This is a genomic window from Candidatus Tachikawaea gelatinosa (genome assembly GCF_000828815.1).
GTDB classification, from domain to species: Bacteria; Pseudomonadota; Gammaproteobacteria; order Enterobacterales; family Enterobacteriaceae; genus Tachikawaea; species Tachikawaea gelatinosa.
Genome location: NZ_AP014521.1, coordinates 638,529 through 653,083, shown reverse-complemented (window position 1 = coordinate 653,083; position 14,555 = coordinate 638,529). Strand labels below are relative to the sequence as shown.

Annotated in this window: 13 protein-coding genes and 1 other RNA gene; 6 read left to right on the top strand and 8 right to left on the bottom strand. The window is 25.2% G+C overall.

Annotated features, from left to right (window positions below; genetic code table 11):
* Positions 1–26 precede the first annotated feature (26 nt).
* The 8 genes from dnaX to tig form a co-directional block, all read right to left on the bottom strand.
* Positions 27–1,145: a DNA polymerase III subunit gamma/tau gene (gene dnaX / locus TGUWTKB_RS03055; protein ID WP_052459577.1), complete on the bottom strand. Its 1,119-nt coding sequence runs from the start codon at positions 1,143–1,145 to the stop codon at positions 27–29.
* 46 nt (positions 1,146–1,191) lie between these two features.
* Complete coding sequence (gene apt / locus TGUWTKB_RS03050) at positions 1,192–1,731, bottom strand: adenine phosphoribosyltransferase (RefSeq protein WP_041063415.1); 540 nt, start codon at positions 1,729–1,731, stop codon at positions 1,192–1,194.
* Positions 1,732–1,763: 32 nt separating this feature from the next.
* Positions 1,764–1,861: signal recognition particle sRNA small type (ffs, locus tag TGUWTKB_RS03370), an RNA gene on the bottom strand.
* Positions 1,862–1,958: 97 nt separating this feature from the next.
* Positions 1,959–2,234 (bottom strand): HU family DNA-binding protein, encoded by a 276-nt coding sequence (locus TGUWTKB_RS03045; RefSeq protein ID WP_041063413.1) that lies wholly within the window; start codon positions 2,232–2,234, stop codon positions 1,959–1,961.
* 182 nt (positions 2,235–2,416) lie between these two features.
* Positions 2,417–4,807, bottom strand: a complete 2,391-nt coding sequence (lon, locus tag TGUWTKB_RS03040; RefSeq protein ID WP_082018175.1) for an endopeptidase La — start codon at positions 4,805–4,807, stop codon at positions 2,417–2,419.
* A gap of 182 nt (positions 4,808–4,989) precedes the next feature.
* Entirely contained in the window at positions 4,990–6,282 is a 1,293-nt protein-coding gene (clpX, locus tag TGUWTKB_RS03035; protein WP_041063412.1) for an ATP-dependent Clp protease ATP-binding subunit ClpX, read from the bottom strand.
* Between the two features lie 103 nt (positions 6,283–6,385).
* Positions 6,386–7,006: an ATP-dependent Clp endopeptidase proteolytic subunit ClpP gene (gene clpP / locus TGUWTKB_RS03030; RefSeq protein WP_041063411.1), complete on the bottom strand. Its 621-nt coding sequence runs from the start codon at positions 7,004–7,006 to the stop codon at positions 6,386–6,388.
* A gap of 155 nt (positions 7,007–7,161) precedes the next feature.
* Entirely contained in the window at positions 7,162–8,451 is a 1,290-nt protein-coding gene (gene tig, locus TGUWTKB_RS03025) for a trigger factor (protein WP_041063409.1), read from the bottom strand.
* 380 nt (positions 8,452–8,831) lie between these two features.
* Between tig and cyoA the strand changes: the two genes are divergently transcribed.
* The 6 genes from cyoA to dapA all read left to right on the top strand — a co-directional run bounded on the left by cyoA (position 8,832) and on the right by dapA (position 14,525).
* Positions 8,832–9,710: a ubiquinol oxidase subunit II gene (gene cyoA, locus TGUWTKB_RS03020; protein WP_102007742.1), complete on the top strand. Its 879-nt coding sequence runs from the start codon at positions 8,832–8,834 to the stop codon at positions 9,708–9,710.
* A gap of 31 nt (positions 9,711–9,741) precedes the next feature.
* Positions 9,742–11,727 carry a cytochrome o ubiquinol oxidase subunit I gene (gene cyoB / locus TGUWTKB_RS03015; protein WP_041063407.1) on the top strand — a complete coding sequence of 662 codons (1,986 nt, stop codon included), beginning with the start codon at positions 9,742–9,744 and terminating at the stop codon, positions 11,725–11,727.
* Positions 11,717–12,307 carry a cytochrome o ubiquinol oxidase subunit III gene (cyoC, locus tag TGUWTKB_RS03010; RefSeq protein ID WP_041063406.1) on the top strand — a complete coding sequence of 197 codons (591 nt, stop codon included), beginning with the start codon at positions 11,717–11,719 and terminating at the stop codon, positions 12,305–12,307. Before cyoB ends, cyoC begins: the two co-directional genes overlap by 11 nt.
* On the top strand, positions 12,307–12,636 hold the full coding sequence (gene cyoD / locus TGUWTKB_RS03005) for a cytochrome o ubiquinol oxidase subunit IV (protein WP_041063404.1): 330 nt from the start codon (positions 12,307–12,309) through the stop codon (positions 12,634–12,636). Before cyoC ends, cyoD begins: the two co-directional genes overlap by 1 nt.
* Positions 12,637–12,646: 10 nt before the next feature.
* A complete protein-coding gene (gene cyoE, locus TGUWTKB_RS03000; RefSeq protein ID WP_041063402.1) occupies positions 12,647–13,501 on the top strand; it encodes a heme o synthase in 855 nt (284 codons plus the stop codon).
* A gap of 130 nt (positions 13,502–13,631) precedes the next feature.
* Positions 13,632–14,525, top strand: a complete 894-nt coding sequence (dapA, locus tag TGUWTKB_RS02995) for a 4-hydroxy-tetrahydrodipicolinate synthase (protein ID WP_041063400.1) — start codon at positions 13,632–13,634, stop codon at positions 14,523–14,525.
* The last annotated feature ends 30 nt before the right edge of the window (positions 14,526–14,555 follow it).

Genomic DNA, 14,555 nt, shown 5'->3' with positions numbered 1-14,555 from the left:
TTAAATATAGCTTGTTTTAACTAATATTAACTTTGAATGGTTTTATAAGATTCTGTAACTTTTGGATGAAAAGCAATGGCTTTCAAAATTATCATTTCTATTCCTGTTCTATTGCAAGGAGCGTAGTAAAAATCTTTTCTCCCTAATAAAAATATTTGATAATATAATTGAATATCACTAGGTGAAACAGAAATAGCTAAATTATTTAATATATCTAAATATTTTTTTTTTTCTTCTGGAAGACTATCAGGTAAAATTTGTAAAATAGCAATATGATGTATCCAAGATAAAATCTCAATTAATAAGTTTTCGCATAACTGACCATTTTTTTCAATATCATCTAATAAACACATAATTTTTTTAATATTACCTTTAACCAAAGATTCAAATATTAACAAAGAATATTTTTCATCAATAATCCCTAAAATATATTTTAAATCTATAAAATTTATTTTTCCATTACCTAAAGCTATAGCTTGATCAGTTAAACTTAAAGCATCTCTCATGCTACCATCAGATGATTTAGCAATTAATGTTAATGAGTTAAGTTCAGTTTTAATTTTTTCTTTATTTACAATATCTTGTAACTTTTTTGTAATCTCATTAATAGTTAATTTTTGTAAATAAAAATGTAAGCATCGTGATATAATTGTTGTAGGTAATTTATTAGGATCCGTTGTTGCTAATATAAATTTAACATGATTAGGAGGTTCTTCTAAAGTTTTTAATAAAGCATTAAAACTATACCGAGAAAGCATATGTACTTCATCTATAAGATAGATTTTAAAACGACAATGTAAAGGGTAATATTGTATGTTGTCTAAAACATTTCTAATATCTTCTACTTTACTTTGCGATGCAGCATCAATTTCTATTAAATCAATACTTGTACCATTTTCGATATCTAAACAATGTTGACACTTTCTACACGGATTATCAGTAATTTTTTTTTTACAATTTAATCCTTTTGCTAAAACTCTAGCTATTGTAGTCTTTCCAATTCCTCGAGTACCAGAAAAAAGATATGCATGATGTAGTCGATTTAATGATAATGCATTCTTCAATGCTGTTATTATATGTGTTTGTCCATTTATTTCCGAAAATGTTTGAGGTCTATATTTTCTAGCTAATACTTGATAAATCATTTTTATGTTTTATATCATATTTTTATAAAAGTTTACAAAAAACTTACTATTTTGTTATTTTTATTATATTAAAACAATTAATATTAATTTTTTCTAGTTTTTTATCCGCTTTTAGAAAATGTAAACTCATTAAAAATGCTGCATCGTTTACTTTTCCTGTTTTTCTGATTAATTTAACCGCAGCACTGACAGTTGATCCAGTAGCTAAAATATCATCAATAATTAAAACTTTATCTACAGAAGAAATAGCATCTTTGTGTATTTCTAAAGAATTTGAAGAATATTCCATATTATATTTTTCGCTATATTTTGCTCTAGGTAGCTTATTTGGCTTACGTATTGGAACAAAACCAATACCTAAATTTAAAGCAACAGGTGCACCAAACAAAAAACCTCGAGCTTCTATTCCTGCAATTTTAGTTATTTTTTTATCATAATAATGATTAGATATACATAAAATTATTTGAGAATAAATTTGAGGATTATCTAAGATATTGCTAATATCACGAAATATAATTCCAGGTTTGGGAAAATTTGGAACGTTTTTAATCAATTTTTTGATTAAAAGAATTGTTTTTTTTTCCATTTTTTAATGCACATTATAATTTTTTAAAAATGATCTGTTAGTCAGATTTCAGCATATATATTATTCTATTACGGATGCTTCTTTCCAGACCTGACCGGGTTCATAGATATATATCGTGATATGACTAACAGATTTTATATGCTAGTCAAAAACCAGAGCATATTTTTGATATTGTAACATATTTTGTTAATATAATTAAATTTTTTTTAATATATTTATTATCTATTTTATTCATTAATAACTTTTTTTAATATTTTTCCTGGACGAAATCCTGGAAATTTTGCAGCAGGAATTGTAATTTCTTTGCCTGTTTGAGGATTTCTTCCAATTCTAGCAGCTCTTTTACGTACAGAGAAAGTACCAAATCCAATTAAAGTAACTTCTTCACCAGCTCTTAATGCGTTAGAAACTGAACCCATAAATGCATTTAAAACACGTCCTGCTGTTACTTTTGAAATATCAGCATCTATAGCAATTTTTTCTATTAACTGTGATTTATTCACTCCATTTATCTCCTTAATAAATATTAATATTATAACTATAATAACGTTTTTCTTGTTAGATATATTAAAAAATAAAAAATAATGTTAATGTATTAAAAAATTATTTTTATACAATTAAAAATATTATTATATAGCATAAAACAAAAATAAATAATTGACATATTTCTAGTTATATTATCCATTTATTGAATTAGTTTTTCAGTAGATTGACTAATAGATCCTTTCCAATTATTTCTGGAAGAAGAAAAAGGAGCTTTTTCTAAAGATAAACTAAATACTTCTTCAATATGTTTTACAAGACAAATGTTTAGTTTACCAATAATATTTAAAGGAATTTCTTCCAAATCATGTTTGTTCTCATAGGGAATAATAACTGTTTTTATACCACCTCTATGAGCAGCAAGTAATTTTTCTTTTAATCCTCCAATTGATAATATTTCACCTCTTAAAGTAATTTCACCTGTCATGGCTATTTCAGAGCGTACAGGATTATTAGTTAAACAAGAAATTAAAGCAGTACACATTGCTATACCAGCACTAGGTCCATCTTTTGGAGTTGCTCCTTCTGGAACATGTACATGTATATCAATTTTTTCATAAAAATTACTATTTATGTTTAATATATTTGATCTTGATCTTACAACTGTTAACGCAGCTTGAATAGATTCTTTCATTACTTCACCTAAAGAACCAGTATAAATTAACTTACCTTTTCCAGCTACATAAGCACTTTCAATTGTTAACAAATCACCTCCACATTCAGTCCATGCAAGAGCTGTAACTTGTCCAATATTGTTTTTTTCTGCTTTACGATCATATCTATAATTTTTAATTCCAAGATATTTTTTTAAATTTTTTTTGGTGATATTGGCAGATTCTTTAAGTTTGTCAATTACAATAGATTTTACAACTTTTCTACAAATTTTTGATAATTCACGTTCTAAATTTCTTACTCCTGCTTCACGAGTATAATAACGAATAATATCAATGATAGCAGTATCATCAATATTGATTTCGTTGTTATTTAAAGCATTTCTTTTTATTTGTTTAGGAATTAGGTGTTTTTTAGAAATGTTTAATTTTTCTTCTTCAGTATATCCAGATAAACGAATCACTTCCATACGATCTAATAAAGGAGAAGGAATATCCATAGAATTCGATGTTGCAACAAACATAATATCAGATAAATCATAATCTAATTCAAGATAATGATCATTAAATGTTGCATTTTGTTCTGGATCAAGGACTTCTAATAATGCTGAAGCTGGATCGCCTCTCATATCAGAAGACATTTTATCTATTTCATCAAGCAAAAATAGAGGATTTTTTACTCCAACTTTTGCTATTTTTTGAATAATTTTTCCAGGCATGGATCCAATATAAGTTCTACGATGTCCTCTAATTTCTGCTTCATCTCTTATTCCACCTAATGCCATACGAACATATTTTCTTCCTGTTGCTTTAGCAATAGATTGTCCTAATGAAGTTTTTCCTACTCCTGGTGGTCCTACTAAACATAAAATTGGACCTTTTATTTTGTTAACACGACTTTGTACAGCAAGATATTCCATAATTCTTTCTTTTACACGATCTAGTCCATAGTGATCATCATCTAACATATTTTGAGCTGTATTTAAAGCTTTTCTTATTTTACTTCTTTTACTCCAAGGTACTTGAATAATCCAGTCAATATAACTTCTCACAACTGTTGCTTCAGCAGACATAGGAGACATCATGCGTAATTTTTGTAATTCTGAATCTACTTTTTCTTTTGTTTCCTTTGGCATGTTAGCTTTGTCTATTTTTCTTTTTAAAGCTTCATATTCATCTGGAAAATCCTCTATTTCTCCTAATTCTTTTTGAATAGCTTTCATTTGTTCGTTTAAGTAATATTCTCGTTGACTTTTTTCCATTTGTTTTTTGACACGATTACGAATGTTTTTTTCTACTTGTAATAAATCAATTTCCGCTTCCATCATAGCAATAAGATATTCAAAAATTTCTTTGGTATTAAGCATTTCTAATGCTAATTGTTTATCAGATAATTTTAAAGGAATATTAGCAGCAATAGTATCTGCTATATGTTCAGCATTTTCTATGTTATTTAGTGCAGTTAATATTTCAGAAGGAATTTTTTTATTTAGTTTAATGTAGTTTTCGAATTGATTAATTGCAGTACGAATTAATACTTTTTCTTCTTTTTTTTCTATCGTAAACATTGATATTAATTCAACTTTTGCAATAAAACAATTTTCTTCTATCAAATTTATAACACGTGCACGTTGTAATCCTTCAACTAATATTTTTATTGTTCCATCGGGCAATTTCAACATTTGTAAAATTGAGGCAATGGTACCAATAAAAAAAAGATCATTAATATTAGGGTCATCCGTTGATGCATCTTTTTGTGCAACTAACATGATTTTTTTTTCATGTTTCATAGCAAATTCAAGACATTTTACTGATTTTTCTCGGCCAACAAATAACGGAATTACCATATGAGGATATACCACTACGTCACGCAACGGTAAGACGGGAATTTTAATCCACTTAGAATGATCAGTAGGATTCATAAGATTTTCTCCCCATATAGTAGGTAGTGTATTTTTTCTAGATCATCACTGCATAATGAGAAAAATATGCAATTCAGCTCATAGGTATTATTATGAATAAAGGAAGCATTAAATAATAAGATTAAATTTAATACTAAAGATGTGATAAATAGAAGATGAAACAGTTTTTCCTCCTTTTAAGATCAATTTGTTGGAAAATTTTTGTTTCTTTCATGATTATAGATTAATTCTGGCTCAGAATTTTTTTGAATAACAGATTTATCTATAACTATTTTTTTAATTCCTTTTATAGAAGGAATTTTATACATGGTTTCAAGTAAAGCTATTTCTATAATAGATCGTAAACCACGAGCTCCAGTATTACGCAGTATTGCTTTTTTAGCAATAAAAATCAATGCTTCTTCAAGAAATTCTAGTTCTATTCCTTCAAATTGAAAAAGTTTTTTATATTGTTTTGTTAACGCATTTTTTGGTTTACATAAAATTTTTATGAGCGATTTTTCATTTAATTCATTTAAAGTTGCAACTATTGGTAACCTTCCTACAAATTCTGGAATTAAACCAAATTTTATTAAATCTTCAGGTTCTACTTGAGTAAGCAATTCTTTTTCTTTAAATTTTTTTGATTTAATAGTTTTTATTTTTGCTCCAAAACCTATTGTTGAGCTACTTTCTATACGCTTTTCAATTAATTTTTCTAATCCATCAAATGATCCACCACAAATAAATAATATTTTAGAAGTATCTACATATAAAAATTCTTGCTGGGGATGTTTTCTCCCTCCTTGTGGGGGTATAGCTGCAACAGTTCCTTCAATCAATTTCAATAAAGCTTGTTGTACCCCTTCTCCTGAGACGTCTCTAGTAATTGATGGATTATCCAATTTTCTTGAAATTTTATCAATTTCATCAATATAAATAATACCTTTTTGTGCTTTTTTAACATCATACTCACATTTTTGTAAAAGTTTATGAATAATATTTTCTACGTCTTCACCAACATATCCTGCTTCTGTTAAAGTAGTAGCATCTGCTATTGTAAAAGGAATTTCCAAATGACGTGCTAATGTTTCAGCTAGTAGAGTTTTACCACTACCAGTTGGTCCAATTAGTAATATATTACTTTTACCAATTTCTACATCATCTTTAATATCGTTATTTATACGTTTATAATGATTATAGACAGCAACTGCTAAAACCTTTTTAGCTTTTTCTTGCCCTATAACATAATCATCTAGGTTAGAATAAATTTTTTTAGGTGTTAAAAATATTTTTTTTTCTTCTTTTTTTTCTTTTTTAACTTTTTTTGTAACTGTTTTAGTATCTTCAGATATAATTTTATAACACAGACTAATGCAATTATAACAAATATAAGCAGATAATCCTGCAATAAATTTTTTTATTTCATCTTGACTTTTATTACAGAAAGAACAATGTAATAACTTTTCAGAATCGTTTTTACTATCTTCCGTCATTTTTTTACCTTTTTCTCTAAATAGAAATTATTGGTAAATAAGAATATCAAAATTTTTTATATTTTTTGTCATTTTATTTAATTATAAAAAATAGCATATAATTTTATTTACGATTTTTTAGGATCGAATCTATTAAGCCATATTGCAATGCTTCTTCTGCAGATAAAAAGCAATCTCTTTCAGTGTCCTTTTGAATTTCTTCTAAACTTTTTCCAGTATGTTTTGACATTAATATATTCATGCGTTTTTTTACATTTAAAATTTCTTTAGCATGAATTTCAATATCTGTTGCCTGTCCATGATATTCACCCATCGGTTGATGAATCATAACTCTTGCATTAGGCAAACAAAAACGTTTTCCTTTTTTTCCTACAGCTAATAAAAAAGCACCCATAGAACATGCCTGACCTATACATATAGTACTTACATCGGGTTTAATAAACTGAATTGTATCATAAATAGACATACCAGCAGTAATTACTCCTCCTGGTGAATTTATATATAAATAAATATCTTTTTCAGGATTATCTGCTTCTAAAAATAATATCTGTGCTACAATTAAATTTGCCATATTATCTTCTATTGCGCCTGTTAAAAATATTATTCTTTCCTTAAGAAGTCGCGAATAAATATCATAAGCACGTTCACCATAATGTGTTTTTTCTATTACAATCGGAACTAATCCCATATTATAAATAAAAGATTTCTCTTTATTAAACTTCATTATTCTATCCTAGATAAAACATAAAATGTTTGTCGTTTAATTAATGAATAATTTATTTTTTTACTATTTTATATAGTTTAAATTTGTTTTTTGTTTTAAAAATTAAGCTATTTTTAAAAAAGTAAAAAATATATAAATATATACGTAAAGTTATTTTAGTTCATAAATTTTTCAAATGTTACTTTTTTTTCTTTAATAATCACATTATTCAAAATATTTTTTATTATTTCTTCTTCCATAATCATATTATATATATGTTGTATAAATATGTTGTTTTTTTGTAAAAAACGTAATGCTTGATTCGGTTTTTCATGAGAATTAATAAAGCTTTGAACCATATTTTGAATTTTTTTATCATCGACCTTAATATCATAAACGTTAATAATTTTTTTAAAAAATAATTTTTTCTTTATATAATTTTTTGCTTCTTTTCTTATTATATCTTCAGAAATAAAATGTATTATATTTTTTATATCTTTTTGAGAATTTTTTATTTGATAACTTAATATTTTTATTTCTTCTTGTAGTAAAGTTTTAGGTAAAAAAAACTGATTTTTTTGTATCACTTTTGAATTAATTTGTAACATGATAAAATCATTTATTGATTTTTTTAACTCTTTTTCCATGTAACTTTTTATTACAGAATAAATTTTATCTTTTTCAAGATTTTTTATATCAAAATTTCTAACAAAGTTTTTTGTAAAATGAGGTAATGTAAACTTTTCTACTTTTTTAATAAATATAGAAAATGTTACAATTTTTTCTCTAATTTTAGAAATACTATAGTCTTTAGGAAAAGTGATATCTATCATCACTAATTCATGTTTTTTACGACCAATTAGATTTGCTTCTAAAAAAGAATGTTGTTTTTTTTTATCAATTGTTAAAATAAAATTAGATACATTAATGTCGCTTAATTCTTTTTTACCAAGCATACCTTTGTAGTTAATAGTTACTCTATCACCTATTGCTATAGGTTGATTACTGTCTTGCCAAAAATTTTTTTTTTCCTTAATTACAGATAATATTTTTTGAATATCTTTCTCTTGTATTTCAACGATCGGTTTTTCAATTGTAATATTTTTTAAGTCTATTAAATTAATTTCTGGATATGTTTCAAACATTGTAGAAAAAATTAGGTTATCTTTTTCTTTATTAATTATTTTATATTCTAGTGAATTTTCGATGATATGTAATTTATTTTTTTTAGCTATTTTTTCTATATCATTTTTTATTAAGTCTGAAATAACTTCTTGTGTAACTTTTTTTTCATAATGCTGAGCAATTATATTGAGAGGTATTTTACCTTTTCTAAATCCATTGATGTGAACTTTTTTTGAAAGCTTGATAAGTTCTTTTTTAAGATTTTCTTTAAAAATTTCATAGTTAATTTTTATTTGTATATTATGTTCAATATTTTTAGTTGTTTTTTCTATACTCGTCATTTTTTTCCTTAAGAAAAATATTATTATATATCAAATTTTATTTATTTTTTTTGTTAGTATAAATTGTTATAAAATTTTTCAAAAACTCTAAAATAATTAAAAATTCTTTATTGTTTTTGTAAAAATTTTATCAAAAAAATTTATATTTAAATAGCAAGAATTATTTGTAATGATACATAATTTTTATACAAAAAATTAACTTTTGTTATAAAAATAGAGTAAAATATATTTATAGTAAATTATTTTTCTATACTTATATAAAAAAAAATCTATAAATAATAATTTTTTATTGTTTTTTATGTAAAAAAACAACAAAAATTTTTAAAAAAATTAGTTTAGGAATGTTATTAATATTAAAAAGTAAATTTTTTGAGGTTAAAATGAGTATTGAAAAACACGTTACCAGTTATAAATTTATTTTAGTAACAATTTTTAGTTGTTTATTATTAGGTTGTGATAATTTTTTTGTCCCAAAAGGACAAATCGCAACAGAACAAAAATATCTCATTCTCATTTCTCTTTCTTTAATGTTAATTATTGTTATCCCAGTAATTTTTATGATTATAGCATTTGCTTGGAAATATAGATCTTCTAATAAATCTGCAAAGTATACACCCAATTGGTCAAAATCTCATACTATAGAAATAATAGTGTGGACTGTTCCAATTATAATAATAATATGTCTTGGAATTATTACTTGGAAATCAACTAAAAAATTAGAACCTAGTAAACCGCTAATATCTAGTAAAAATCCTATTGAAATTAATGTGATTGCTATGAATTGGAAATGGTTATTTATTTATCCTAAAGAGAAAATTGCTACGATTAATCAAATAGTTTTTCCAATTAATGTTCCCTTAGTTTTTAATATTACCTCTAATTCAGTCATGAATTCTTTTTTTATTCCATCTCTTGGTAGTCAAATATATGCTATGGCTGGAATGAAAACAAAATTATACCTTATTGCTAATAAAGCTGGAAAATATCGTGGAATTTCTTCAAATTTTAGCGGAAATGGTTTTTCTAATATGAAATTTGAAGCAATTGGAACAAATCAAGAAAAAGATTTTAAATCATGGATTGAAAAAGTAAAACAATCTAAAAATAAATTAGAAAATTTAAATGATTTTTCAAAATTAGAAAAAACGAGCGAAGATTACCAAATTAAATATTTTTCTATTGCCAATCCTGACCTTTTTTCAATGATTATTCATAAATTTGAAATGAATCATAAAAGTCACCATATCAATAAAAATTAAAAATTTTTAATATAAAATTTAAGGAAAAATGATGTTTGGAAAGTTAACTTTAGATGCAATACCATATCATGATCCGATAATTATGGTAACAATTACTAGCATTTTTTTTATTATATTATCTATTATAATAGCAATAACTTTTTTAAAAAAATGGAAATATTTATGGAATGAATGGTTCACTTCTGTAGACCATAAAAAAATAGGAATTATGTACATAATATTAGCATTTATTATGCTAATTAGGGGATTTGCTGATGCTATAATGATGCGTGCGCAACAGGTTCTTGCATCAGGCGGAAAGCCAGGATTTTTACCTCCTCATCATTATGATCAGGTATTTACTGCTCATGGTGTAATTATGATATTTTTCGTTGCTATGCCACTAGTAATTGGATTTATGAACTTTATAGTACCTCTTCAAATTGGAACAAGAGATGTAGCATTTCCATTTTTAAATAATTTGAGTTTTTGGTTAACATTTTCAAGTGTAATACTAATAAATCTTGCACTAGGTATAGGAGAATTTGCACAAACAGGATGGTTATCATATCCTCCATTATCAGGTATAGAATATAGTCCAGGTGTGGGTGTAGATTATTGGATTTGGGCACTTCAGATTTCTGGTATTGGTACAACGCTGACTGGTATAAATTTTTTTGTGACTATCTTAAAAATGCGTGCTCCAGGAATGAGTTTGTTTAAAATGCCAGTTTTTACTTGGACATCATTATGTTCTAATATACTAATTATTACTGCTTTTCCAGTATTAACTGCAACATTGCTGATGTTGACATTAGATCGTTATTTAGGATTTCATTTTTTTACAAACACTATGGGTGGAAACCCAATGATGTATGTCAATCTTATTTGGATTTGGGGGCATCCTGAAGTTTATATACTAATATTACCAGTATTTGGGATATTTTCAGAAGTAACTGCAACTTTTTCAAAAAAAAGATTATTTGGATATCATTCTTTAGTATGGGCTACTTTAGCAATTACTGTACTATCATTTATAGTATGGTTACATCATTTTTTTACTATGGGTGCAGGAGCGAACGTCAACGCTTTCTTTGGAATTATGACTATGATTATTGCTATTCCAACCGGCGTAAAAATTTTTAATTGGTTATTTACTATGTATCAAGGAAGAATTTATTTTAATTCAATTATGTTTTGGACCATCGGTTTTCTTATAACTTTTACTATTGGTGGAGCTGCAGGCGTTTTGATGTCAGTGCCTGGTGCTGATTTTCTGTTACATAATAGTTTGTTTTTAGTTGCACATTTTCATAATGTAATAATTGGAGGTGTTGTTTTTGGTTGTATGGCAGGTATAACATACTGGTTTCCAAAAGCATTTGGATTTACTTTAAACGAAAAGTGGGGTAAAAGTGCTTTTTTTTGTTGGATCACTGGGTTTTTGTTAGCTTTTATTCCTCTTTATTTTTTAGGTTTCATGGGTATGACACGTCGTATTAGTCAAAACATTGATTCACAATTTCATCCTTTTTTAATTGTTGCTAGTATAGGTGTAGCTATTATTGGAATAGGAATTTTATGCCAAATGATTATGATTTTTGTTTCGATTCGTGATCGTAAAAAAAACGCTGATCTATCAGGAGATCCATGGGATGGTAGAACTTTAGAATGGATGATGAGCTCCCCTCCTCCAGTATATAATTTTTCAACTATTCCAGTAGTAAATTCAAGAGATGCATTATGGGAAAAGAAAAAAAATATTCGTAGCATTAAAAAAAATATTGAAGATATAGTCATGCCTAAGAATACAAAAATAGGAGTTATTATGTCTATTTTTACAACTATTTTTGGTTTTTCAATGATTTGGTATATTTGGTGGTTATCTGTTGTATCTTTTTTAAGTATTGTTGCATTATTAGTTATTAAAAGTTTTGATGAAGATTTACATTATATAATTTCAAAGAAAGAAATTAAGAAAATTGAAAAAAAATACTTACAAAAAATAAATAAAACAGGTTTAAATTATGCAGAATAATTTATTACATTCACGTTCCTCATCTATTGATGATAAGAAAATTTTTGGTTTTTGGACTTATTTAATGAGTGATTGCATTCTTTTTGCAACTTTGTTTGCTACTTATGCTGTATTGGTAAGTAATACAGCAGGAGGGCCATCAGGAAAAGATATTTTTTCACTTAAATTTGTATTTTTTGAAACTGTTATTTTGCTTTTAAGCTCTCTTACTTGTGGTTTATCAGTGATTTATGCTAAAAATAAAATAAAAAGTTTTGTATATTTATGGTTATTAATGACTTTATTACTTGGCATTTCTTTTATAGGAATGGAATCATATGAATTTTATCATTTAATTGCAAAAGGATATGTGCCTAGTAAAAGTAGTTTTTTATCTAGTTTTTTTTTATTAGTAGGGACACATGCTATTCATGTTACGACAGGTATTTTTTGGATATTACTTTTAATTTCTCATATAACTAAAAACGGTTTAAATAGAAATAATAACACCCGTCTTATATGTTTTAGTCTTTTTTGGCATTTTTTAGATTTAATATGGATATGTGTTTTTAGTTTGGTATATTTAATAGGAACAATATAATGCATAAAAAATCTTGTGATACTCAATCAAAATTTAAGTATTTTAAATCTTATTTATTAGGTTTTTTATATTCAATTATATTAACAATAATTCCATTCTTTATTGCAATAAATAATCAATTTTCAAAAAAACAAAAACTTTTTACAATAATAGTATGTGCTATTTTTCAAATTTTAGTACATTCTATATTTTTTTTACACATCAATAAAAAGGATGAAGAAAAATGGAATTTAGTTACTATTCTTTTTTGTTTCATAATAGTTATGATAATTTTCTTTGGTTCATTATGGATTATGTATCATCTTAATTATAATATGATGAGTTTTTAAAAGAACAGACATGTTTAAGTCATATCTATCAATTATTAAACCAGGAATTATTGTTGGTAATCTTTTTTCTGTAATTTGTGGTTTTTTTTTAGCATCGCAAAAAAATATTAATTATCTATATTTGTTAAAAATTATAATTAGTACTAGTTTAATTATTGGATCTAGTTGTGTTTTTAATAACATAATAGATTGTGATATTGATAGAATAATGAAAAGAACAAATAATAGAGTTTTTCCTAAAAATATTATTTCCTTAAAAAAAGGATTTATTTATGCTTTTATTTTAGGAATTAACGGATTTTTATTATCTTTTTTTTGGATGAATTATTTAACGACTTTTATTGCTTTTTTAGGATTTATAATATATGTTCTTTTTTATACTGCATTTTTTAAAAAAAATTCTATTCATAGTACTTTAATTGGTAGCTTATCGGGAGCTACTCCTCCTGTTATTGGATATTGTTCGGTTTCTAATCAACTAGACTTATGTTCAATGATTTTGTTTTTTATGTTCTTTTTTTGGCAAATACCCCACACATATACTATTGCTATATCAAGATTTAAAGACTATAAAAAAGTAAATATTCCATTATTACCTATTAAGAAAGGTATTACTATTACTAAAAAATATATAATTTTTTATATATTTTTATTCACAATATTTAATGTATTATTAAGCATTAACGGATATACTAGTTATATATTTTTAGTTGTTTCAATAATACTGAATACTTTATGGATTGCTATATCTTTATATGGTTTTAAAAAAGACGTTAACAACCATCTTTGGGCAAAAAAAAACTTTTTATTTTCTATTTTTATAATTACAATGATAAGTGTGATTATAATTTTTGATTCTCTCTAACTTTTTTATAGACTAAAAAAAATGTAAGTTATAGAATATTAAATATATATCTTGTAAAATATATACAATAATTTTTTTTATTATTAAAAGTATAATACATTATAAATCAATAGTTTTCTAAGAGGTAAAAATGTTCACCGGAAGTATTGTTGCACTTATTACGCCAATGGATATTAAAGGTAATATTTGTAAAAAAAGTTTAAAAAAAATAGTTAATTATCATATAAATAGTGGTACCACTGCAATTGTTTCTGTCGGAACTACTGGAGAATCTTCTACTTTAAATCATGAAGAACATCATAAAATAGTCAAAATGACGCTAGATTTCTCTAATGGAGAAATTCCAATTATTGCTGGTACAGGAGCTAATTCTACATTAGAAGCTATTTCTTTAACAAAAAGTTTTGAAAAAAGTGGGATATCAGCTTGTTTAAGTGTCACTCCTTATTATAATAGACCTACTCAACAAGGATTATATGAGCATTTCAAAGCTATTTGTGATCATACTGATCTACCTCAAATACTTTATAACGTTCCTTCTCGTACAGGATGCGATCTTTTACCAAAAACAATTGCAAGATTATCAAAAATTAATAATATCATAGGAATTAAAGAAGCTACTGGAGATTTATCTCGCGTAAATGAAATACTAGAATTAGTGGATAAAGATTTTTATGTTATTAGTGGAGATGATAAAACTTCACTTGATTTTATGCAATTAGGAGGAAATGGAGTTATTTCTGTTACAGCTAATATAGCTGCAAAAGAATTAGCAAAAATTTGTTTTTTAGCAAAAACTGGAAAATTTTTAGAAGCACGTGTCTTAAATAAAAAATTAATGAGTTTACATGAAATTTTATTTTGTGAATCTAATCCTATTCCCATAAAATGGGCTGCAAAAGAAATAGGATTAATTAAACACGATACAGTTCGCTTACCATTAACTTCTTTAACTGAAAAAAATCATTTAAAAGTAAAAAAAGCAATTATTAATGCAAATTTAATGTTTCATAAAAATACATAAATATATAAAAATATATTTCTTATTTTATTT